Source organism: Mycobacterium sp. NPDC003449 (assembly GCF_053588415.1).
This window is the reverse complement of sequence record NZ_JBSFPX010000128.1, coordinates 1-21,804: the sequence shown is the minus strand read 5'-3', so window position 1 is coordinate 21,804 and position 21,804 is coordinate 1. Positions and strand designations below refer to the sequence as shown.

The 21,804-nt window shown below is 67.1% G+C and carries 21 protein-coding genes and 1 riboswitch; of the genes, 14 read left to right on the top strand and 7 right to left on the bottom strand.

Going from position 1 to position 21,804, the window contains the following annotated elements:
- The 3 genes from ACWDTP_RS26310 to ACWDTP_RS26300 all read right to left on the bottom strand — a co-directional run.
- Positions 1-128, bottom strand: a 128-nt coding sequence (locus ACWDTP_RS26310; RefSeq protein WP_450025267.1) for a hypothetical protein, incomplete at its 3' end; no start/stop codon positions are given.
- A 359-nt stretch (positions 129-487) separates the two neighbouring features.
- On the bottom strand, positions 488-1,909 hold the full coding sequence (locus ACWDTP_RS26305; RefSeq protein WP_450025265.1) for a purine-cytosine permease family protein: 1,422 nt from the start codon (positions 1,907-1,909) through the stop codon (positions 488-490).
- Positions 1,900-2,013, bottom strand: a riboswitch (TPP riboswitch). (Overlaps the previous gene by 10 nt.)
- 99 nt (positions 2,014-2,112) lie before the next feature.
- Complete coding sequence (locus ACWDTP_RS26300) at positions 2,113-2,712, bottom strand: hypothetical protein (protein WP_450025263.1); 600 nt, start codon at positions 2,710-2,712, stop codon at positions 2,113-2,115.
- A 416-nt stretch (positions 2,713-3,128) separates the two neighbouring features.
- On the opposite strand from ACWDTP_RS26300, the gene ACWDTP_RS26295 reads away from it, so the two are divergent.
- From ACWDTP_RS26295 to ACWDTP_RS26275, 5 genes are all read left to right on the top strand, one after another.
- Positions 3,129-3,572 carry a cupin domain-containing protein gene (locus ACWDTP_RS26295; RefSeq protein ID WP_450025261.1) on the top strand — a complete coding sequence of 148 codons (444 nt, stop codon included), beginning with the start codon at positions 3,129-3,131 and terminating at the stop codon, positions 3,570-3,572.
- Positions 3,573-3,635: 63 nt separating this feature from the next.
- Positions 3,636-4,202: a chorismate mutase gene (locus ACWDTP_RS26290; protein WP_450025259.1), complete on the top strand. Its 567-nt coding sequence runs from the start codon at positions 3,636-3,638 to the stop codon at positions 4,200-4,202.
- A 156-nt stretch (positions 4,203-4,358) separates the two neighbouring features.
- On the top strand, positions 4,359-5,714 hold the full coding sequence (locus ACWDTP_RS26285) for a TetR/AcrR family transcriptional regulator (RefSeq protein ID WP_450025257.1): 1,356 nt from the start codon (positions 4,359-4,361) through the stop codon (positions 5,712-5,714).
- A gap of 255 nt (positions 5,715-5,969) precedes the next feature.
- A complete protein-coding gene (locus ACWDTP_RS26280; protein WP_450025255.1) occupies positions 5,970-6,947 on the top strand; it encodes a DUF427 domain-containing protein in 978 nt (325 codons plus the stop codon).
- Complete coding sequence (locus ACWDTP_RS26275; protein WP_450025253.1) at positions 6,910-8,403, top strand: dihydrolipoyl dehydrogenase family protein; 1,494 nt, start codon at positions 6,910-6,912, stop codon at positions 8,401-8,403. The genes ACWDTP_RS26280 and ACWDTP_RS26275 overlap by 38 nt, the downstream gene beginning before the upstream one ends.
- Before the next feature lie 18 nt (positions 8,404-8,421).
- Here the strand turns inward: ACWDTP_RS26275 and ACWDTP_RS26270 are convergent, their stop codons facing one another.
- A complete protein-coding gene (locus tag ACWDTP_RS26270) occupies positions 8,422-8,934 on the bottom strand; it encodes a YkgB family protein (RefSeq protein WP_450025251.1) in 513 nt (170 codons plus the stop codon).
- 434 nt (positions 8,935-9,368) lie between these two features.
- On the opposite strand from ACWDTP_RS26270, the gene ACWDTP_RS26265 reads away from it, so the two are divergent.
- On the top strand, positions 9,369-10,331 hold the full coding sequence (locus ACWDTP_RS26265; RefSeq protein WP_450025249.1) for a LysR family transcriptional regulator: 963 nt from the start codon (positions 9,369-9,371) through the stop codon (positions 10,329-10,331).
- 169 nt (positions 10,332-10,500) lie between these two features.
- Here ACWDTP_RS26265 and ACWDTP_RS26260 read toward each other — a convergent pair whose 3' ends face one another.
- Positions 10,501-11,109, bottom strand: a complete 609-nt coding sequence (locus ACWDTP_RS26260) for a CGNR zinc finger domain-containing protein (protein ID WP_450025247.1) — start codon at positions 11,107-11,109, stop codon at positions 10,501-10,503.
- A 230-nt stretch (positions 11,110-11,339) separates the two neighbouring features.
- The gene (locus ACWDTP_RS26255) at positions 11,340-11,879 is read right to left on the bottom strand and encodes a carboxymuconolactone decarboxylase family protein (RefSeq protein ID WP_450025245.1); all 540 of its coding nucleotides are present in this window, start codon (positions 11,877-11,879) and stop codon (positions 11,340-11,342) included.
- A gap of 397 nt (positions 11,880-12,276) precedes the next feature.
- On the opposite strand from ACWDTP_RS26255, the gene ACWDTP_RS26250 reads away from it, so the two are divergent.
- The 3 genes from ACWDTP_RS26250 (at position 12,277) to ACWDTP_RS26240 (ending at position 14,716) form a co-directional block, all read left to right on the top strand.
- Complete coding sequence (locus ACWDTP_RS26250) at positions 12,277-12,489, top strand: hypothetical protein (protein ID WP_450025243.1); 213 nt, start codon at positions 12,277-12,279, stop codon at positions 12,487-12,489.
- A gap of 69 nt (positions 12,490-12,558) precedes the next feature.
- Positions 12,559-13,194 (top strand): alpha/beta hydrolase, encoded by a 636-nt coding sequence (locus ACWDTP_RS26245; protein ID WP_450025241.1) that lies wholly within the window; start codon positions 12,559-12,561, stop codon positions 13,192-13,194.
- A gap of 61 nt (positions 13,195-13,255) precedes the next feature.
- Positions 13,256-14,716, top strand: a complete 1,461-nt coding sequence (locus ACWDTP_RS26240; protein ID WP_450025239.1) for a lipase maturation factor family protein — start codon at positions 13,256-13,258, stop codon at positions 14,714-14,716.
- 8 nt (positions 14,717-14,724) lie between these two features.
- Here the strand turns inward: ACWDTP_RS26240 and ACWDTP_RS26235 are convergent, their stop codons facing one another.
- Complete coding sequence (locus ACWDTP_RS26235) at positions 14,725-15,333, bottom strand: TetR/AcrR family transcriptional regulator (protein WP_450025237.1); 609 nt, start codon at positions 15,331-15,333, stop codon at positions 14,725-14,727.
- 265 nt (positions 15,334-15,598) lie between these two features.
- Between ACWDTP_RS26235 and ACWDTP_RS26230 the strand changes: the two genes are divergently transcribed.
- The 5 genes from ACWDTP_RS26230 to ACWDTP_RS26210 all read left to right on the top strand — a co-directional run.
- Positions 15,599-16,432 (top strand): SDR family NAD(P)-dependent oxidoreductase, encoded by an 834-nt coding sequence (locus tag ACWDTP_RS26230; RefSeq protein WP_450025235.1) that lies wholly within the window; start codon positions 15,599-15,601, stop codon positions 16,430-16,432.
- The gene (locus tag ACWDTP_RS26225; protein ID WP_450025233.1) at positions 16,429-18,483 is read left to right on the top strand and encodes an acetate--CoA ligase family protein; all 2,055 of its coding nucleotides are present in this window, start codon (positions 16,429-16,431) and stop codon (positions 18,481-18,483) included. The genes ACWDTP_RS26230 and ACWDTP_RS26225 overlap by 4 nt, the downstream gene beginning before the upstream one ends.
- A gap of 40 nt (positions 18,484-18,523) precedes the next feature.
- Positions 18,524-19,723 carry an acyl-CoA dehydrogenase family protein gene (locus ACWDTP_RS26220; protein ID WP_450025232.1) on the top strand — a complete coding sequence of 400 codons (1,200 nt, stop codon included), beginning with the start codon at positions 18,524-18,526 and terminating at the stop codon, positions 19,721-19,723.
- Between the two features lie 4 nt (positions 19,724-19,727).
- Positions 19,728-20,462, top strand: coding sequence for an enoyl-CoA hydratase/isomerase family protein (locus ACWDTP_RS26215; RefSeq protein WP_450025230.1), 735 nt, complete (start codon positions 19,728-19,730; stop codon positions 20,460-20,462).
- A 13-nt stretch (positions 20,463-20,475) separates the two neighbouring features.
- Positions 20,476-21,804: MFS transporter (locus ACWDTP_RS26210; protein WP_450025228.1), on the top strand; the 1,329-nt coding region annotated here is incomplete at its 3' end.

The following is a 21,804-nucleotide window of genomic DNA, read 5'->3' as shown; positions in this document are numbered from 1 at the left end:
GGGCGGACCACTGCCAGGGGTGTGCCCGCGGTTGGATCGGCGGCGCGGTCCTGGCGGTAGGAGGCCAGGATGTCGGGGTCGGTGACCACGACACCGTCGGGAAGTTCGGCGATCAAGACGCCGAGTATGTCTGCGCTCACCCGTCGATATTACGAGCAAGATTGTGACGAACTCGAAGAAAGTGCCGCGGTGCGAGGGAGCGCACGGCGGGCCCTGGTCGAATGCCGGATCCGGTCGTTGGTAGCTGGGCGGTCGATGTGTGGACGCCCCGACGGTGGGTCTCGCACCCGAACCGTCCCGGCTCGGCCTGGACCTCATCTTTCGCCGATCGTCCGGCCCGAACGCCGTCGCCGCCGACGATCGCCGCACCGTTACGACAGTTCGCCACAGCTCGGCCCCGTTGGCGTCACGGGCTCGTTTCCGGCCTCCCGTTGCCGGATTTGAATCGCCGTCATCCATCCCGTCGATCGGTTGTCCGCACGGCTGATCATGCGAAGCGATCCGAAACGCGAAGCGCGTTCGGTACCCCCTCGGCGTCCGGGCCCCGCGACCGGCGGCCGGTAATTCCGGCGACGCCACCGATCACCAGGGTGAGCACCGCCGCGACCACGAACGAGAGGATGGACGCACTCATCCACGGACGAGGGCTGAAGCCGATCAGTTGCGCGAGGTGCCCCCAGGCGCCGGCCCACCAACCGACCTGGCCCGGGTAGATCAACTGATAGGTGACGAAGCCCAGCACCCACGGCGCGAGCATCGGCCAGCGCGACGGTGAGTCGAGCGTCAGATTCCACCCACGTCGGCCGGAGAAGCAGAAATAGTCCACCGCCAGAACCGCGAACAGGGGTACGAACACCGAGCCGATAAGCGACAGGAAACTCGCGTACCCGTAGATGTTCACCGCCAACGCGAGCAGAGTGATCAGGACGCCGATCGCGACGGCCAGCAGCCGCCGGTCCCAGCGGGGCCGTAGATTCTGCGTCGATATCGTGGCCGAGTAGACGTTGGCGAACGACTGGTCCAGTTCTCGCAGCGCCAGCACCGCGAATGCGATCCCGCCGAGTGGCACCGCGATGAATGCGGCGAAGATCTGGGTCTCGTCGGCGGCAACGGTGACCAGGGCCAGCAACCCCAGTGCGTAGCAGGCGACCTGAGTCACGCCGTAGCCGACGAAGGCGCCGGTGAACGCGGCCGTGGAGCTGCGGGAATGTCGTGCGTAATCGGCGGCCATCGGCACCCAGGACACGGCGACCGCCACCGTGGTGTCGACCGCGATGCCGAAGCCCGACCACGTCCCCGCCGTCATCGAAGGCAGGGGCCGGTTGAGAAACTCGAAGAAGAGGTAGATCAGGGCGACCGCCACCGCCGCGGTGACGTATTTCCGGAGTACCCGGACGGCGCCCAGCGGGTAGAGCGACAGCACGGTAGTGATGACGCCGCCGGCCAGCACGAAGACCCACGCAGGCACGGCGGGCAGAACGGTGGACGCGGCCGTGGCGATGGTGACCAACTCGAATGTGCCCCAGCCGACCATCTGCAGGATATTCAGCGCCGTCGGCAAATAGGACACCCGCGCCCCGAGCAGGCCGCGCAACAACACCATGGCGGGTGCGCCCGTCTGGGCTCCGGGTATCGCCGATACCGCGATGGCGGCCGCTCCGAGCGCGGTGCCCACGATGGTGGCCAGCAGGGCGGCCATCAGCGACAGCTGCGGTGTGCCCGGTCCGTTTGGTTGGAGAACCACCGCAGCGCCGGTGAACCCGAGCAGACTCACCCCGAGGTTTCCCCACAGCCCCACCTGATCGAATACCCCCAACACGCGAGGGGCGGGTTCGACCAGGGTCGGTGCGACCTCGCGGTGCGATGCTCGACGACCGTCGAGGCGCAGCCGGCCAATCACACTCCACATCGGATTCTCTCCCTACGCCGGCATTATCCGGTCAGGTTCAGGCGGTCGGTGGCGAGACAGCCACCCTCTCAGCCCGGTGCACCCGAGCTCCCGCGTTTCACGTGCACCCGAATGTAGCGCATCGTGAATCGCACCGGGAGCGGCCTTCGGCCGTCCGTGCCCGCGGGGTAGCGGGGCAATGGCGGAATTGGTGGCCGCGCAGCCTATTCGGTGCCATCCTGGGCCGTGAAAGTGAATGTCCCGGATACCGACGAGGCGATCAAGTCGGCGTGACGCCGAGGCTCATGGGTGCGGATGAACTCGTCCTCCTGCACCGCCCAGCGGTCCCAGTGTGGTGCGTAGGACTCGCCGTCACGGCGCAGTGCCCGCCGTTTGCGGTCGGCGTCGTCGGCATCGACCCATACGGCCAGGTCTGCCAACGACCGGCTCGATGCGGTGAGGATCCCGACGCCCTCGACCACGAGGCGGGTCGTGGGCTCGACGACCTGCCACGTTCCCGGGATTCGGTTGGTCCAGTCCCATCGTCGCCAACGTCCGGGACGCCCCTCGGCGCGGGGTTGGAGCAGCGCGGCCCGGGTGTGCTCGGTTGCCCATCGCAGACCATCCCACCCGGGATAGATGTCGTCCAGCCTGACCAACTCGCTGCCGGACCAGTTGCGGCACAGCTGCCCGGCCAACGTCGACTTGCCCGACCCGGAACGACCGTCGATGAGCACCGTGGTGGCAGCGGTCGAGGTCAGCCGGCGCACGAGGTCGTCGATCGGGCCGGACGTACCGCTCGCCGCATCCGCGGGCACCCCCATCCCCACAGCTCAACCCCTCCCGGCCGGGGCCCGCGCCATGGAGGTGTCGAGCGACCCCGTCAGGTCGGCGTCGATCGATGGCGACGTACTCAGTACTTCGCCCTGCACGCGCCGCTCCCTACGTGATCCGGCCGGAACCCGGGTAGCGGACCGAGCCGTCATCAACGATACCAATCAGGACGCCGAAACTTCCGTCAGCGCGAACCCTTGTCGTCGTGAAGCCATGGCGAGCACCACTCATATTGTGTCCCAACCGGATCAGCACGGGAACTGCTGTGAGACATAACTATCGTTGAAGCCGGACATGAATCAAGCCGGCCCGTCCGCCGGCGTGCTGCACGGCGTCAGCCATTATTGTGGGCGGAGTAACCCACTCAATGGTGGTGATCAGCTCGTCGATGGTTCGGAGGCAAGGGATGACAACAATCCGCCGGGTGGCGGCGACGGCGACCGCGTGCCTTTCGGTGGCGCTGATAGCTGCGGCGGTGGCGCCCGATGCCGGGGCCACGCCGCCCGTCGGGGCGACTGCGGTGGTGCTGTCCAAACACACCACCGGGGGCAAGGACTACATCGTCTCCGACATCACTCTTGCCCCGGGGGGAAGTACCGGATGGCATACCCACCGCGGTGAGATCTACGGAATCGTCAAGGCGGGCCAGCTGACCCACTACTCCGCGGACTGCCGGCAGGACGGGTTGTACAACGCGGGCGACCCGATCACCGATCCCACCGGGGCCGACCACGTCCATCTGGCCCGAAATCTCGGTACAACGCCGGTGATCCTCGAGGTCACCTACCTCGACCCCGAGGGTGCCCCGACCTCGGACAGCGTGCCGAATCCGGGGTGCGACTTCGAATAGCCGCGCGGTTGCGTCAAACGGGCCGGCGGAAACGACCAGAACGGGATCTACGGAGGGACACTCATGCGTGTGGTGACGGTGGCAGTGGCAATGGTTGCCGCGTTATGCCTGATGCCGGTTTCAAGCGGGGCCATCGCCGGGGCGGACGCTCCCGGGCCGCTTGCCAAGTTGGTCGACGATGCGGCGCAGCGACTGCAGACCGCCGATCCGGTCGCCGCTACGAAATACCTCACGGGTGGCTCGGTCGACGACCCGGCCAGGGAGCAACAGGTGCTCGACTCGGTCGGCACGTTGGCGGCGACCAGACACGTCGAGCCGGGCTTCGTGCACGATGTCTTCCGGGATCAGATCGATGCCACCGATTCGTTGGAGCACAGCCGATTCGCGGGTTGGAAGATCAACCCCGGCCAAGCTCCGCGCTCGGCCCCCGACCTGTCGTCGTCTCGGGACGAGATCAATCAGCTCAACCAGTCGATCGTCGACGATATCGCCGAGCAGTGGAACGTCCTGCACGCGACGACATGCCCCGGCGACCTGGCGCAGGCCAAGACGGCCGTCTCGGATCAACGCCACCTTGACCCGCTTTATCGACAGGCTCTCGACTACGCACTGCATCGCTACTGTCACTGATCTCGGGGACCCGAACGGTCGGGCGGGCGGTCTGCTGCCCGGAGGATGAAGTAATGGGCTGACTGGCCCATAAATCTGAGAATCGCCCGGTCGCCGACTTGCCGGCAGTGGGGTTCTGCCGCCCAGAAGCGGTACCGCGGGTATCCTCGTGCCCAAATGGCTACAACGAACGACCCGGATTCGAGGGTATTCACGGCCAAGGGGCTGGCAACCCGTGAGCGCATCCTGCGAGCGGCGGCGAACGTGCTGCTCGCGGAGGGCTTGTCCGGCCTCAGCATGGACAAGGTGCGCGACGAGGCGTCGGTCGGCGGTTCGCAGATGGCCCACTACTTCATCGACCGCCAGGATCTGATCCGTGCGGTTGTGGGCCGGCAGATCGAAGGTGTGCTGGAGTTTCACCGGCAACCCAAAGTGGGCGGGCTGGACACCTTCGAGGACTGGGAACGTTGGGGCGAACTCAACCTACGGTATCTGCGCAAGATCGGTCACCGGGGAACCGCGACCTACCACGCGCTGGTGGGCCAGTTGGCGAAGTACGACGATGCGACCAAGAAGACGTTTGCCGACGGATACTGGCGTTGGGTGACTCTGCTCGAGGACTCCTTCGCCCGGATGAAAAGCCGCGGGGTGCTCCGCAAGACGGCTAACCCGCGAGAGCTCGCCCTGACGGTGGTGTGTCTGCACCAGGGCGGTGGCATGTTGACCAATGCGTACCGTGAGGAGTGGCCGCTCGTCGACGTCACCCGCTTTGTGGTCAATTATCTACGCCTCTTCGCCGCCGACCCCGACGAGCGCGTCCCGCGTCGGCCCCGCAAACCGCGTAAGCGCCGGAAGATCGTCGCGGTGACCGAGTCCGCCGCCGACACGCAGTACACCCGTAAAGGTGTGGCGACCCGGGCCCGCATCGTCGAAGGTGCGGCGGAGCTGATGTTCGAGCGTGGGGTCAGCGGTACGAGTCTCGACGACGTGCGAAAGGCGCTGGGCGTCAGCGGATCGCAGATCTCGCACTACTTCGCCGACAAACAGGAACTCACCCGCCGGGTCGTACAGGCACGCACCGCTTTCATCATGGCATTTCATCAGCAGCCGAAGCTCGGTCATCTCGACAGTCTCCAGTCGTTGCGGACATGGGCCGATCTGAACTGGACCGAGGCGGGGCCGGGTTATCTGCGCAACGGATGCGTGTACGGCTCGCTGACCGGAGAACTCCTCGAAGCCGATGATGCGACGCTGGACGTGCTCGCCGCGGGTTACGACCGCTGGCTGTCGGTGTTCGAGGACGGGTTGTGTGCGATGCGCGCTCGCGGTGATCTGGTGGCCGAGTCCGACCCCCGCCATCTCGCGGTCGCCTTGGTCGCGGCGCACCAGGGCGGCACCATGCTGACCCATGTGACCGGATCGCCCCAGCCGTTCCGCCTGGTGGCGGGTGCGGCCATCGACTACGTCGCGTCATTCGCTCCGACGGCAGGCAAACGGATCTCTCCGAGCCCTCGATCCAGAAGCGCCTCCTAGCTCCGGAGCATCGACTGGGCTGCCGCGCCCGGTCACGGAAGCGCGGAAAACCAGGCATGGACAATCTGGGTGTGATGGCCCAGAATACTGGGAGTATTGACCCATAAGTCGGCCTGACCTCGTGCGAGGGCCGGCTGGGCCCGTTTTTCGACCCCTCGGCCGATTGCCGGTCGGCCGGGCGACGCTCGTTCTGTCGAGCACCGACGCGGCGGATGGAGTGGCGGGTGACCCGAGGTGGAGTGGAAGGAAATCATCATGGGTCTGGCTTGGCAGCAGGGACCGCTTTCGCTGAAATCGGTGGGGCACTTCCTCACTCCGCAGCCGCTTCCGCGCCTGCTGTTCGCCGAACCGCTGCGGCGCAGGATGCGGGTGAGACTGGGCGACCTATGGGTCGCCGACAGCCAGAACGTCGTGCTGCTGCACGAGCCCGGCCGTTATCCGGTTGCCTACTTCCCACGCCGGGACATCTGCGAGCGCCTCCTGGTCGAGGAGGATGTCGTGACCCAACACGCCGACCTCGGGCCGACGAAGTGGTTTGGTGTGCGGACGGCGGACTGTGAAGTCAAACGTGCTGCCTGGCAATTCGATTCGCTACCCGAGTACGCCACCGTGTTGGCCGGATGCGTCGCGTTCGCCTGGCGGGCCATGGATGCGTTCTACGAAGAGGACGAACGCATCCTGGGACACGCCGCCGATGCCTACCACCGAATCGACGTCCGCTCGACCGCCAGGCATCTGGTGGTCCGGGATGGTGGCAGGGTGATCGCCGACACCAGCCGTCCAGTGGTGCTCTACGAATCCGGCTTTGCGCCCCGATGGTATGTGCACCGTCAGGACATCGACGAGTCCGCACTGCGACCCGACGACGGGCAGACCTTCTGCCCGTACAAGGGCCTGGCGAGCTACTACTCCGTCGGAGACCGGCGGCGGTCGGCGTGGTCCTACACCAACGCATGGACCGAGGCGGAGCGGGTGCGCAATCTGGTCTCGTTCGAGCCGGACAAGATCGACGTCTACCTCGACGATGAACGGTTGCACCTGGAACCGGGACAGACCGTCATCGCCCACGGAATCGACCGTGGACTCGATGCCGACGAACTCCTGCGCGACAGTCTGGCCTGGGCACCATCGATGAACGTCGACCATGCGCACACACAGAGTCAGATTCCGCCAACCGGAAAAGGAAGAAGTTGCGATGACAGCAGAGACAGCGCCCACAGCCGGATCGAATGACGGTGGCACCGGCCATGTTTACGACGCCATTGTGCTCGGCGGCGGACCGGTCGGCATCACTGCCGCGGATCGGGTGCACGCCGAAGGGCTGTCCGTCGCGCTCGTGGAGCGCGAGCTGGTCGGCGGTGAGTGCAACTACTGGGGCTGCGTTCCGAGCAAATCGCTGCTGCGGCCGGTGCTTGCCCTGGCCGACGCCAGGCACGTGGACGGTGCGCGCGAAGCCGTCAGCGGTTCCATCTCCGCGGCAGGAGTATTCGGACGACGCGATCGTTACGTGACCAACTGGGACGACAGCTCGTTGGTCGACGTGGTCGCGGGAATGGGGGTGGATCTCTTCCGGGGCCATGCACGCCTTGACGGTCCGCGCCGGGTGACGGTGGCGACGCCAGACCAGCGGACCGTCGTGCTGACCGCCCGTCATGCGGTGATCGTGTGCACCGGAAGTACCGCCGCCGTACCCGACATTCCCGGTGTCGCCGAGGCGAGGCCATGGACGAACCGGCGGGCCACCGACAGCAGTGCCGTCCCGCCCCGGCTGGCGGTCGTCGGCGGGGGCGGGGTGGGGGTCGAGATGGCCACCGCATGGCAGGGTCTCGGGGCGCAGGTCACTCTGCTGGCTCGCGGTGAAGGCCTGCTACCCAGGATGGAGCCTTTCGTCGGAGAGTTTGTCGACCGCGGGCTCGGCGAGGCCGGCGTAGAGGTCCGAACGGGGGTCGCGGTCACCGAACTTCACCGCCCGCAGGGCAGTGGCCCGGTCGGCGTCGTCCTGGACAGCGGCGACAAGATCGAGGTCGATGAGATCCTCTTCGCGACCGGCCGGGAGCCCAACACCGCCGACATCGGTCTCGACACCGTCGGACTGGTTCCGGGAGCGTGGATCGACGTCGAGGACAGCGGTGCGGCCCGCGGGATCGACGGACACTGGCTCTACGCCCTCGGTGACGCCAACCACAGAGCGCTTCTCACTCATCAGGGCAAGTACCAGGCGCGCATCGCGGGTGCGGTGATCGGTGCGCGTGCGCGCGGCAGGCAGCTGGACACCGGGATGTGGGGGGCGCACGTGGCGACGGCCGACCAGCTGGCAGTGCCACAGGCGTTCTTCACCGATCCCGAGGCCGGTTCGGTAGGACTCACCGCTGCGCAGGCCGAACAGCGCGGGCACCGGGTTCGGATCGTCGACGTCGATATGGGGCAGGCGGTTTCGGGGGCGAACTTCTACGCGGATGGCTATGCGGGGCGTGCCCGCATGGTGGTGGACCTGGACGGTGGCTACCTGCACGGTGTCACCTTCGTCGGACCCGGTGTCGTCGAGATGCTGCATTCGGCGACGATCGCGGTCGCGGGGCGGGTGCCGATCGAGCGGTTGTGGCATGCGGTGCCGTGCTTCCCCACCATCAGCGAGGTGTGGTTGCGGCTCCTTGAGGGCTATCGCGACGGGTCCTCATCGGCCGGGTGACCGGTCGGGGTTCTCTCGTCAATCGGCGAGGATGCCCGCCTTGCGCTGAACCGCTTTCAGCGCATCGGCCAGCGTCCAGAACGACAGCCCGAGGAGCGGCACGTCCTTCAGCAGGAACTCGCCGGTCAACGACAGTGCGGGGAAGCCACCGCCGGCCGGTTCGCCGACGCCCGGCGTGCTGAACAGGAAGCTGATCGTGGACAGGAAAAGCAGGATGGAGAGCAGACTCCCACCGATCGACAGTTTGGGGGCGATCGGCTTGATGGCCAGCAGGACTGCCGCGGCCAGTTCGAACACACCGAGCAGGGCGGAGAAGGTGTACTCCGGGAGGAAGCCGTAGAGCCAGCCCATGAACGGGCTGTTGGCCACCAGGGGAGCGATCTGGTGGGCTTCGAAGTCGGCGAACTTCAGGGCGCCGATCCATCCGATGACCAGGACGAGCCCGTAACGGCCCAGCACCGCGGCGATTCCGTCGATCGTCGAGATCTTGATGAAGCGCTCGACTCCGAGGCCGTTTGAGCGGAGGGTCATATCGACTCCTTGAGGTTCGTTCATGAGTGGTCGTCGGGTGGCACACCATGGCACCGTCGCGCGGCCCGCGGCGGGCCATTTTTTGGGTTGCATGGCCCACTATAGGGGCGATGGGCAGGGTGGCGTGATCGATGCGAGTTATCGGCGCGATCGATCGTGTTGATGTCTCGTCCGCTGTGTAAGCCGATGGAAGTATGGGATTGTCCACCCATTATTTAATGTGAATGACGAATACGGCCCGCGGCCCCGGCGCCCCGGCGGCGCTTTTTGAGGGTGTCTGCCAGTGCCTCGATAACGCCTTGCTGTGAATGCGCTGGGAATTTTGGGCCACCGTCGTCAACTCGGGGCAGAATGGGTTGTATGGCCCATAAGTGTGACGAACCTGCGCAGGTGATATCGGTCGTTCCCCGTGTGGTGGGATCGGGGAATTGATCGTGGACTTGCGGGAACTGAGAACTTTTGTCGCAGTAGTGGAGGAGGGGCGGTTCGCCGGCGCGGCGCAACGCCTGAATCTCAGCCAGCCGGCCATATCGCATACCATTCGCGGGCTGGAAAAGCAGTGCGGTGTCATGCTGCTCGAGCGCACCAGCTCCGGTGTCGTGACCACGGCGGCGGGCAAGTTGTTGATCTCCGAGGCGCGGGCGGTACTTGCCCGCTTCGAGCAGGCCGTTGCCGCGATGTCGCAGGGTTCGACCGAACGGCCACTCCGTCTCGGTATACCGTTCGGCTTGCCACCCGGTTTGCTCGGCGGAGCCTTGGCCCAGCTGGTCGCGACATACCCGGCGACGGCGATAGCGGTCCGTCAGCTGACCACGGCCCGGCAGATCGAGGCACTCGGTTCGGGAGGGCTGGACCTGGGCCTGGTCCGGCACCGGCCATCGCAATCCGATCTCGACGCGGTGCTGATCGCCGATGAATCCCTCGGGGCGATCCTCAGTGAATGCCAGTCGAACCGGTTGGGCCCGTCCGACGAGGTGCGCCTCGAGTCTTTGGCCGGACTGGGCCTGGACTGGCACGGGTTCCCGCGCGACAGCAGCCCGGCCTATTACGACGAACTGACGGCGATTCTGCGTAGTCACGGGCTGCGCATCGAACCGTCGACGGCAGACCACGAAGAGTTGGGTCCCGATGTGGCATACGCGAGCGTCAGTTTGGGGCGGTCATTCGGTCTGGCTCCCGCCAGCAGCCGGGGGCTGCTTCCACCGCCCGTCACGTGGCGCCGGCTGACCGGAGATCCGCTCCGGGTCCGAACATGGGCGGTGTGGCCGGCCGCTTCACGAAGGCGCGATCTCGGCCATCTGGTGGCGCTGCTGGAGGATGGCGTGCACACGACCCATCCGCTCGAACCCTGCGTCGCGCTCGGGGGAGACGGTTCGCGGCGGGTGTTGGCATCGTGACTGTGCGGCAGGCCGAACCCGTCGATTCCATCTGACTCCTCATGCTCACCCGGTGTGAGCCGATCCTGCGCCGATCCGGTGACCTGGTCCACAACGCCTGCGAAACCCCATCTTTCGTGGGCGTTATCGTGCAACGGTCATTGTTCGGGCCGACGCCTCGGCCGAGAAGTCAGGCGTGGCGGGCTCGTTGGGTGTGGCGTGCCACCCTGGCCCGGTTTCCGCACCCCGCCGAGCACCACTGACGGCGAGTATTGTTCTTGACGAAGAAATGCGCACAGTTCGGGGCCACACAGGGATACAACTGTTCCCATTCCGGGCTCTCGGCGAGTTCGATGGTGTGACGCGCGAGGACCGTGATCACCGCGTCGATGTAGGTGCCGCCCGACCAGACGTCGCGGTGCCGGGCGATCGAGCCGTTCCAGCGCAGCTCGGGCCACACGGCGGTCAGTGCGGAATCGCTGTTGATGATCGACGTGGCCGAACGTACGTCTCGGACCGGTGAGCGGCCGAAGGTTCGAGGATCCTGGGTATGCGACGCCGCGAGCGTACGGACCGCGTCGCGCAACGACACCAACCGTGCGACTGCGGCCGCGTCGAACGCATCGGTGCGGGCACGGTCGGGAGAGAGCTGCATACGGGCGGTGGTATCCCTGAGCCATCGGTTCCGGTCGACGGGCTCGCCGAGAAGGTCCTTGATCTCGCCGCGCCGCTCGACGGTGATCGTGTTCGCCAGTGCTATCGGCAGGGGCTGGTCGTCCCAAGGGGGAGGTGATGGCATCGTGATGGCTCCTCCAATCCCGGGCCGGTGGACTCCGCGAAGATCCGCTTACGTAACGGTACTCCTCAAATAGAGCATTAGCAGGCACCGTTACGAACGGTCCGGCCGCCCAAACTGTCCATCGCTACGCGTGCCGGTCGGGGTGAGCCGAGCGCGGAAACCGCACCGGCTCGCGCCGCCGCAGATGTGGTGGCGCGAGCCGGTCGGGTGGGTTCGCGTGCCGGAGATGTTCAGGAGATCGAGACCACCGGCCATTCGTTCTCCGTGCGGGCCAGGACGTTGAAGTAGTTCGTCATCACGTTGAGGGCCAGATTGGCTACCAACTCGCCGATTTCCTCTTCGGTCACCCCGGCTTCGATTGCGGCTTTGATCTCGGCTTCGTCCACATCACCGGCGTTTTCGGCGATCGACTGTGACAGGGCCAGCAGCGCCGTGACCCGCGGATCCGCTGAGCGGCCGTGACGGGCGGCGTCCAACTCGTCCGCGTCGAGCTTGGCCACATTGGCGCCGAGGTAGGTGTGCGCGGACAGGCAGTATTCGCAGCCGTTGAGTTGGGCCGTGGCGATCGCCAGCCGCTCCCGCACCGCGGGGTCGATCGTGCCTGCCGAGGTGGCGCCGGCCAGGGCCAGCCAGCTCCTCACCAGGGTCGGGCTGTTGACCATGACTTTCGCCATGTTGGGCACCGCGCCAAGGGATTTCTTGACCTCACGGAACAAGTCGGCGGTTTCACCGGTGGCGGTGTCGGGTTCAACGGGTGCGAAGTGGGTCATCGAAGTGCCTTCCTGAAGTGCTGTGCGGGTGATGCCGGCTCGTTCGCCGGTCACTTTCAACAAGCGTCCCGACTAATGAAAATAATCCCAGATACCGTTAGCAAAAATTTTTGCGTGCCGGTCCCCGCCGAATGTCACCGCGGCGGACACTCCATCGTGCGTGTGCGGTGCCGAGCTGGCAGGTCGTGGACCGCCGATGTCTGAATCCGGGTCATTCGCGAGCTTTATGGCAGGTGCTATTGCCGACGCCTGCGTCGATCACCCGACCCGGCCGACAGTCCTGCGAAACGGTGCCTTTCGGCAGTGTTGTTGCGGCAGAGGGTGTTTGTGCGTATCTCTGGCGGATGCGTGACCAGTGTGTCCAGCGACGACGAGGACTCGATGAAAGGACGGCGGAGTGACACAAGGCGAGAGGGTCGAATTCGACGCGGAGGGTGTCACACTGCGCGGCTTGTTCTTTCCCGCGGAGACGGGCGGCGAAGGGCCGGGGGTGGTGATGGCCCATGGCCTGGCGGGTGAGGTGACGCATTTCATCAGCGACCAGGCGGAGGCTTTCGCCGATGCGGGGATCAACACGTTGGTCTATGACCATCGCAACTGGGGTTGGTAGGACACCGCTCCAGGGGGTGCTCGCCACGAGACCGACCCCTTCCAGCAGGTTCGTGACTACCAGCATGCGGTGACCTACCTGCAACGCCGACCCGAGATCGATGCACGTCGGATCGGTGCGTGGGGAACGAGTCTGTCCGCGGGCCATGTTTTCGTACTCGGTGCCATCGATCGGCGGGTGCGGGTGGTCGTCGGGCAGATGCCGTTCACCAGTGGCAGCCGGACGGTGTACGACGTGATCAGGGGCGACATGCGCCAGGCGGCGCACGAGGGTTTCGCCGAGGAGCGGGTCGCCAGGGCATCCGGCGCATCGCCGGTCTACATCCCGATCGCCGCGGAGAATCCGTTGGAACACTCGGCATTACCGACTCCGGACTCCTATCAGTACTTCCTCGGGCCGAACGGCGTGGCGGCGCGCGATGCGCAGTTCGACAACCGCATCACCTCGCGCAGCCTCGAGCTGTGTTTCGGGTACGAGCCGGGACTGTATCTGCCCCGGCTCAGCCCGACTCCGGTGCTGATGATCGTCGCCATGCGTGACCAATTGACGGCCCCGGCCCTCGCGCTCGCGGCGTACGAATCGGCCTTGGAGCCCAAGCGTCTCCTCACCGTCGATTGCGGGCACTTCGACGCATATGCCGGACACTGGGCCGAACTGGTGACGTCGGCTTCGACCGAATTCTTCCTCGAACATCTCAAGTCGTAGGGAAGCGGCGGCCGCCGGGGTACCGTGATGAGGTCAGACCTGCATCGTCCGAGGTCCGCAGATGGAGTGGTTCACGGCACCCGAATACTGGTTGGCCAGGCAGGTGGTGCAGCGGGGGACCGCGGCGATCTACCTGATCGCCTTCGTCGCTGCCGCCCGGCAGTTCCGTGCGCTCCTGGGCGAGCACGGGCTGTCGCCGATACCCCGGTTCCTCGGCCGGAATTCGTTCCGGCACACCCCGAGTGTCTTCCATCTGCACTATTCCGACCGGTTCTGCGCCGCCGTGTGCTGGACCGGCGCGGCGATAGCGGCAGCGCTCGTCGCGGGCGTCGGGGACCTGGTGCCGCTGTGGGCGGCAATGCTGAGCTGGCTGCTGATCTGGGCGCTGTACCTGTCGATCGTCAACGTGGGTCAGGTCTGGTACTCGTTCGGCTGGGAGTCGCTGCTGCTGGAGGCCGGGTTCCTTGCGGTCTTTCTGGGCAACGACGACATCGCGCCGCCGATTCTGGTGCTGTTCCTGACGCGATGGCTGCTGTTCCGGGTCGAGTTCGGGGCCGGGTTGATCAAGATGCGCGGCGACCGCTGCTGGCGCAACCTCACCTGCCTGTACTACCACCACGAGACCCAGCCGATGCCCGGCCCGCTGAGCTGGTTCTTTCACCATCTGCCCAAGCCCATTCACCGAATCGAGGTGGCCGGTAACCACTTTGCCCAACTCGTGGTTCCGTTTGCATTGTTCGCGCCGCAGCCGGTGGCGGGGGTGGCCGGCGTGATCGTGATCGCCACCCAGCTCTGGCTGGTGCTGTCCGGTAACTTCGCGTGGCTGAACTGGGTGACGATCGTCCTGGCGTGCAGTGCGATCCCGGATTCGATGGTGGCGGCGGTGATGCCGGTGACGGCACCACCGCAGTTCGCGTCGACGCCGCCGTGGTTCGTCGCCGTGGTCGTGATGTTCACCGCGCTGGTCGTGTGCCTGAGCTACTGGCCGGTGCGCAATCTGGCGTCCAAGCGGCAACGAATGAACGCCTCGTACAACAGCTGTCACCTGGTCAACTCCTACGGGGCGTTCGGCGCGGTCGGGCGGGCCCGCGACGAGGTGGTGATCGAAGGAACCGGGGAGTCGACGTTGACCGAGCACACGGTGTGGCGGGAGTACGAGTTCAAGGGAAAGCCCGGCGATGTGCACCGCCGGCCGCGCCAGTTCGCGCCCTACCATCTGCGGCTGGACTGGCTCATGTGGTTCGCCGCGATCTCACCGTCCTATGCGCAGCCGTGGCTGCGGACCTTCCTGGAGCGGCTGCTGCAGGGCGACGCGCCCACGCTGAATCTCCTGCGGCGCAACCCCTTCCCGGAAGCTCCACCACGATTCGTCCGGGCCCGGCTCTACCGTTACCGGTTCAGCACGCCGCACGAACTCCGCCGCGAACACGTGTGGTGGCATCGCACCCTGCTCGGTGACTACGTCCCACCGCTGGCACTGCGCGGAGCGCGGGACAGGCACCGTCAGGCGCATCCGCTCTGACCTGGCGACTATCCGGCGGTGCGGGGTATCAGCTCGTCCTGGACGAACTGCGCGAGGATCTCCTTCATCGCCGATACGGTCATGTTCGGCGCTCCGGTGAGTACCTGGATCGCGACACCGTCGGTCAATGCCGTCAACCGGTGCGCGACGGTCTCCGGATCGATGTCGGTGCGGAAGATGCCTTGCCGTTGTCCGCGCGTGACGATGCGTCCGACCGCCTCGTGCCAGCGCGCGTAGTACGTGTTGTGGATCGGACGCAGTTCGGGACGAATGGTCGCCTCGGCCCAGAACTGCATCCAGATCGACCACTCGTCGCGCAACGGACCGACCCGCGGCAGCTGCATGTCGATGAGCTTGAGCAGCCGTTCGTGGGCGTTGTCGATCTTCTTCAGCTCGTCGCTCTGCCGGTCGAACGCGCGGTCCAAGGCGTGGCGCAGCGCCGCGGTGAGCACATCGCTCTTCCCGGGAAAGTAGTAGTGCACCGCCCCGGTGCTGGTTCCGACCACCGCGGCGATATCCGAGATGCGCACCGAGTGGTAACCGCGCTCGGCGATGAGCTGGGCGGCGGCGTCGAGAATGGCCGTGCGCCGGATGTCCTCGGTGAGCTGAGCGGTCACACATCCTCCCGAACTGCGATCTGGTGCTCGTCTGACGCCCCAATCAAATCACATCCCTCTGACTGACGCATCAGTCAGTGCGAGCAGGTCGTTGACCGTCTTCGTGCGGGGTTGAATTCAGTTTGCTCGCTGAGTCTAGTAGCTGGAGTTATTCGGTGAATAGCCGTGGCTGTTCGGTGTGAGCCCGGATGCGGTCCTTGACAGCTGTGGGGTGCGTCACGGTAGAACTGATCCATCAGTCAGATGGCGAAGAGGTGGTTTGGCGATGCGAAACGAGGGCGCCGAGGGCGGCGCGGCGCGGGTGCTGCGGCCCGATGTGCACAACGGGACGGTGGCAGTGATCACCGGCGGCGGAACCGGAATCGGGCGTGCGGTCGCGCTGGACCTGGCCCGTTGCGGCGCCGATGTGGTGATCTGCGGACGCCGCGAGGAGCCGCTGGAGAAAACGGCCACCGACATCGAGGCGCTGGGCGCCCGGGCGCTCGTGGTGCCCGCCGACATCCGCGACGAGGATCAGGTGACCGCCCTGGTGGACCGGGCGCTCGGCGAGTTCGGCCGGATCGACACCCTGGTCAACAATGCCGGTGGGCAGTTCGCCGCCCCCGCCGAAGAGATCACCAGCAAGGGCTGGCGGGCCGTGCACCGACTGGCGGTCGACGCGACGTGGGCGGTGACCCGCGAGGTCGCGGTGCGCGCCATGATCCCGCAGCGGTCGGGGTCGATCTTCTTCATGGCGTTCTCGCCGCGTCGCGGCATCGCCTCGATGGTGCACGCCACCTCGGCGCGGGCCGCCCTGGAGAACCTCGCGGCCGGCCTCTCGCTGGAATGGAGCCGGTTCGGAATCCGCACGGTATGTATCGCGCCGGGCACCATCGTCACCGAGGGCATGGAGGACAACTACACCGAGGCCGCCCGCGCCGAATGGGAGGCGGCCGTGCCCCTCGGCCGGCTCGGGACCGCCGAGGAGGTGTCGGGGGTGATCGCGTTCCTGGCCTCGCCCGCGGGCAGCTACGTCACCGGCACCACGATCGTGATCGACGGCGGGTCTGACGCCTGGGGTGCCGGGCACCCCGCGCCCCGGCCGGAGGCCGGCCGGTGAGCGGCCCCCGTGACCTGACGGCCCTCTTCGACCCGAAAACCGTTGCGGTGCTGGGTGCCAGCAATGACGAGACCAAGTACGGCAACTGGCTGAGCGTGCAGGCGCTACGGATGACCGAGCACCGCGCCGTGCATCTGGTCAACCGTCGAGGCGAGTCGGTCCTGGGCCGGCCGCCGGTGCGCAACCTCACCGAAGTGGACGAACCGGTGGACCTGGTCGTCGTCACGGTGCCCGCCCACGGCTTCGAGGAGGCCGTAGACGATGCGCTGGCCGCCGGGGCCCGCGCGATCGTCGGTGTGACAGCCGGTTTCGCCGAACTCGGCGCCGAAGGGCGGGCGGTGCAGGACCGCATCGTCGAGCGGGTCCGCGCGGCCGGTGCGGTGCTGCTCGGGCCGAACTGTCTCGGCGTGCTGGACTCGAGCACCTCGCTCACACTCGCGTCGAATCCGCTGCCGCCCGGCCGGATCGCGCTGCTGTCGCAGAGCGGGAACATGGCTCTCGAACTCAGCGGATTCCTCGCCGCGCGCGGACACGGCTTCTCCCGGTTCGTATCGCTGGGCAACCAGGCCGACCTGGCCGTGGCCGACGTGATCGAGTCCTGTGCTCACCACCCCGAAACCGATCTGATCGCGGTGTACTGCGAGGACTTCGGCGACGGCCGGGCCTTCGTCTCGGCCGCCGCCGCGGCGGCCGCGGCCGGAAAACCCGTGGTGCTGTTGACCGTCGGCGGTAGCGAGGCCTCGATTCGGGGTGCGCAGTCTCACACCGGATCACTGACCTCCGACAGCGCCGTGATCGACGCGGCCTGCCACGCGGCGGGCGTGTACCGGGTCGCCAGCCCACGACAGCTGGCCGACACCGCGGTGACCCTGTTGAGCTATTGCGCCGCGGCGGTGCAACGGGTCGGCGTGATCGCGGACGGCGGGGGACACGCAGGCGTGGCGTCCGACCTCGTGGAGGCCACCGGGCTGAACGTGCCGGAGTTCAGCACCGACGTGCGGGCCGCACTGCGGGCCAGGCTCACCCCGTCGGCCGGGGTCGGCAATCCCGTCGACCTGGCCGGGGCCGGCGAACAGGACATCACCTCGTTCGTCTCGGTGCTCGACACCGTGCTGAGCAGCCCCGCCATCGACTCGGTCCTGGTGACCGGGTACTTCGGCGGGTACGGCGGCTACGGAGAAGGGCTGGCCCGCGCCGAGGTCGAGGCCGCGGGCGCGATGGCCGATGTCGCACGCCGCCACGGCAAGCCCGTCGTCGTGCACACCATGCACTCCGGCAGCGAGGCCGCCAACGTCCTCGCCGCACAGGGGGTTCCGGTGTTCTCCGCGGTCGAGGACGCCGCGGGCACCCTGGCCACCCTGCATCGCGGCACGACGCCGAGGCCGCTGCCCGAACTGCCGGTGCGGCCGGACAACCCGGTCACCGGGGCCGGCTACTGGGATGCCCGTGAGCTGTTCCGCGCCGCCGGGCTGGCCTTCCCCGGCGCGCGGTTGGTCGCAGACGCCGGCGAAGCTGTCGCGGCAGCCCAGGACATCGGGTATCCGGTGGTGCTCAAGGCGATGGGCCTGCTGCACAAGTCCGACTCCGGCGGCGTCGCGCTGGGCCTGGCCGACGCAGATGACCTCGCCGCGGCGCTGACCCGGATGGCCGACACCCTGAACCCGTCCGGATTCTGCGTCGAGGCGATGGCCGACACCACCGACGGAGTCGAGTTGATCGTGGGCGTACAACGCGATCCACGTTTCGGGCCGGTCGCCATGGTCGGCCTCGGCGGTGTCTACACCGAGGTGCTCGCCGACGTCGCGTTCGCCCTGGCGCCCGTCGACCCGGCCACCGCCAGGGGACTGCTGGAGAACCTGCGGGCCGCCGCCCTGCTGCGCGGCGTCCGGGGCAGGCCCCCGGTGGACCTCGACTCGGCGGCCGCGGCCATCGCGGCGATCAGCCAGGTGGCGGTGGCGCATCCCGAGATCGCCGAACTGGAAATCAATCCGCTGCTCGCCACACCCCGCGGCACCCTCGGGCTCGACGCCCGCATCGTGCTGCACCGATGACCGGACAATACGCCCGATATCTGAAAGGAACTGCCAGGACATGGAATTCGCCTACACCCCGCGCCTGATCGAACTCAAGGACCGCGCGCGGACCCTCACCGAGAAGATCATCCCGTTCGAGGAGGAATGCGAACGCAACAACGGCCTGTGCGCCGAATCGCACGCCTCGATCAAGGCCGCGGTGCTCGATGCTGGCCTGCAGGCGATCAACACACCCACCGAATACGGCGGTGCCGGGCTCACGGTACTCGAACAGGTGGTGGTGCAGGACGAGCTGGGCAAGCTGACCAACGCGTTGTGGGACGCGGTGTGGCGCCCGGCCAACCCGCTGGCCCACGCCACGCCCGAGCAGCGCGAGCGCTACCTGATCCCGGGCGCCCGCGGCGACCGCCGCGACGCGGTCGCGATCTCCGAGGCCGACGCCGGGTCCGACTTCTCCGCCGCGAAAACCACTGCGACACCGGACGGCAACGGCGGCTACGTGATCAACGGTGAGAAGTGGTTCGTCACGGTCGGCGACGTCGCCGACTACCTGATCGTGCTCGCCCATGTTCAGCCCGAGAACGCCCCGACCATGTTCCTGGTCGACGTGGCGACCCCGGGTGTGCAGATCACCAAGATTCCCCGCTACACCCACACTTTCGTCTACGAGCACCCCGAATTCACCTTCACCGACGTCAAGGTCGGGCCCGAGGCCGTGCTCGGCGGCGTCGGCGCGGGCCTGGAGCTGACCCGCGACTGGTTCACCGAGGAGCGGTTGATGATCGGCGCCCGCACCATCGGCGCGGCCGAACGGGCCCTGACCCTGGCCGTGGACTGGGCCCGGGAGCGGGTGCAGGGCGGCGAACCGCTGATCAACCGGCAGCTCATCCAGGGCATGATCGCCGATTCGGTCGTCGACATCACCACCAACCGGGCGCTCACCCACCAGGTGGCGTGGGAGTTCGACAACGCCGACCTCGATGACGCCGACCAGCGAAAGACGCTGCACGCCAAGGCCGCGACGGTCAAGCTGGCCGCGTCCGAGGCGTCGAACCGGGTGGTCGACCGGGCCGTGCAGATCTTCGGCGGCCGGGGCTACATCCGTGACTACCCGGTCGAACGGCTGTGGCGTGAGCTGCGGGTCGACCGGATCTGGGAGGGTACCTCCGAGATCCAGCGTCTGGTCATCGCGAACGAGGCCAACAAGCGCGGCCTCACCAACCTGCTGTCCTTCCCGGTCCCGGCTGCGGCCCGGTAGCGACATGCCTGCCGAGAACAAGGGGACCGTCGAGGTTCACCGGGACGGCACCGTCGCCGTGGTGATGTTGCGACGCGAGCGCAAACGCAACGCGTTGTCCACGCACATGGAGTCCGAACTGTTGCGGGCGCTGCGCAGCCCGGAGGTCGAATCCAGCCGGGCGGTCGTCGTCACCGGCGGGCCCGAGGTGTTCTCGGCCGGGGCCGACGTGACCGAGCTGCGGGAGATGACCCCGCGGGCCATCGCCGAGTACTACCGCGGGTCGGGTTCGGTCTACGAAGTGTTCGCGAGCCTGCCGCAGCCGACCGTTGCGGCCATCACCGGCTACTGCCTGGGCGGCGGGCTCGAACTCGCGTTGGCCGCCGACATCAGGGTCGCCGACCCGGCAGCGGTTTTCGGATTCCCCGAGATCGGGATCGGGATCCTGCCGTCCTCGGGTGGGGTGACCCGGATGGTGCGGACGGCCGGCGCCGGCCGGACCCGAGACCTGGTGTTGCGGGGCCGCAGGTTCGACGCGGATCAGGCCGAACGGTGGGGGATCGTCAGCGAGGTCACCGGTCCCGGTGCCCACGTCGAGCAGGCCACCGCGATCGCCCGCGAGTTGGCCGAACGCACCCCGCTGGCGCTGCGCATCACCAAGCAGGTGCTCGACGTCAGCCTCGACGCGCCACGCGAAGCCGCGTTGCTCCTGGAGCAGCTCGCCTACGCCGTGCTCAACAACGCCCCCGAACAAGACTAGGAATGCCAGCGATATGAGCTCACTCGATGTGATGGACCGGCCGGCGCGGCGCGGCTTCCACGCGAAACTGCTGACCGCGTGCTGCGGCGGACCGTTCCTCGACGGCTACGTGATGAGCATCATCGGTGTCGCGATGCTCGGTGTGACCGGCGAGCTCAATCCGTCAACCGCCGAGGCCGGGCTGATCGGCGCGGCCTCGCTGATCGGTATCTTCTTCGGGGCCACCGTGTTCGGATTCCTCACCGACCGGCTGGGCCGCGAGAAGATGTACGCGCTCGACCTCGTGGTCCTGGTCGTGGCCTGTGCGCTGTGCGTGTTCATCCAGGCGCCATGGCAACTCATCGTGCTGCGCTTCGTGATCGGCGCCGCGATCGGCGCGGACTATCCGATCGCCACGTCGTTGCTCACCGAGTTCACGCCGTCGAAGAAACGTGGCGCGATGGTCGGGATGTCGGCGGTGGCCTGGTCGGCCGGTGCGGTGTTCGCCTACATCGTCGGCACGATTTTCGTCGGTGTCACGGGCGGGAACGACCAATGGAGGCTGCTGCTGGCGACCAGCGCGGTGCTCGGGGTGATCGTGATCCTGATGCGGCGGGGCATTCCCGAATCGCCCCGGTGGCTGCTGCAGCACGGGCGGGTCGCCGACGCCGAGGCGGTGGTGGAGAAGATCTACGGCACCAGAATCGATCTGAGCACGGTCGCGGTCGACGACCCGGCCCAGGACGCGGCCGGGCCGCGGGTCAGTCTCCGGAAGTACTTCCGCGGCCAGTACCTGCGCCGGTTGATCATGTGCAGCGCACTGTATCTGGCCGTCGTCACACCGCTGTACGCACTGCTGACCTTCCTACCCTCGATCCTCGCGGGGTTCTCGATCTCGGGTGAGGGGCCGATGGGGCTGATGGTCGAAACGGTGATCATCGGGCTCACCGTCGCCGGGTCGATTCCGGCGCTGTATCTGGTGGAGCGCTGGGGCCGGCGTCCGGTTGCGGTCATTCCGTTGGGCCTGATGATGATTCCGCTGGCCGGGCTGTGGCTGTGGGCGGATGGCTCGCTGTGGTTCGTGGTCGCCGCGTTCTGTGCGTACACGTTCATCTCCGGCGGCCCGAGCATCCTGGTGTGGATCTATCCGAATGAGTTGTTCCCCACCGAGTTCCGGGCCACGGCGGTCGGAATCGCCACCGCGGTCAGCCGCTTCGGTGCCGCCACCGGCACCTACCTGTTGCCGCTGAGCATCTCCTCGCTGGGCACCGGGACCACCATGCTGTTCGGTGCGATCCTCACCGCGGTGGCCTTTGTCGTCTGCCTGTTCATGTCTCCGGAGACCAAGGGTAAGTCCCTTGAG

Coding starts and splice junctions, on each gene's coding strand:
- ACWDTP_RS26305 (WP_450025265.1), bottom strand. CDS start 1,909: ATGTGGAGTGTGATTGGCCGGCTGCGCCTCGACGGTCGTCGAGCATCG.
- ACWDTP_RS26300 (WP_450025263.1), bottom strand. CDS start 2,712: ATGGGGGTGCCCGCGGATGCGGCGAGCGGTACGTCCGGCCCGATCGAC.
- ACWDTP_RS26295 (WP_450025261.1), top strand. CDS start 3,129: ATGACAACAATCCGCCGGGTGGCGGCGACGGCGACCGCGTGCCTTTCG.
- ACWDTP_RS26290 (WP_450025259.1), top strand. CDS start 3,636: ATGCGTGTGGTGACGGTGGCAGTGGCAATGGTTGCCGCGTTATGCCTG.
- ACWDTP_RS26285 (WP_450025257.1), top strand. CDS start 4,359: ATGGCTACAACGAACGACCCGGATTCGAGGGTATTCACGGCCAAGGGG.
- ACWDTP_RS26280 (WP_450025255.1), top strand. CDS start 5,970: ATGGGTCTGGCTTGGCAGCAGGGACCGCTTTCGCTGAAATCGGTGGGG.
- ACWDTP_RS26275 (WP_450025253.1), top strand. CDS start 6,910: ATGACAGCAGAGACAGCGCCCACAGCCGGATCGAATGACGGTGGCACC.
- ACWDTP_RS26270 (WP_450025251.1), bottom strand. CDS start 8,934: ATGACCCTCCGCTCAAACGGCCTCGGAGTCGAGCGCTTCATCAAGATC.
- ACWDTP_RS26260 (WP_450025247.1), bottom strand. CDS start 11,109: ATGCCATCACCTCCCCCTTGGGACGACCAGCCCCTGCCGATAGCACTG.
- ACWDTP_RS26255 (WP_450025245.1), bottom strand. CDS start 11,879: ATGACCCACTTCGCACCCGTTGAACCCGACACCGCCACCGGTGAAACC.
- ACWDTP_RS26240 (WP_450025239.1), top strand. CDS start 13,256: ATGGAGTGGTTCACGGCACCCGAATACTGGTTGGCCAGGCAGGTGGTG.
- ACWDTP_RS26230 (WP_450025235.1), top strand. CDS start 15,599: ATGCGAAACGAGGGCGCCGAGGGCGGCGCGGCGCGGGTGCTGCGGCCC.
- ACWDTP_RS26220 (WP_450025232.1), top strand. CDS start 18,524: ATGGAATTCGCCTACACCCCGCGCCTGATCGAACTCAAGGACCGCGCG.
- ACWDTP_RS26215 (WP_450025230.1), top strand. CDS start 19,728: ATGCCTGCCGAGAACAAGGGGACCGTCGAGGTTCACCGGGACGGCACC.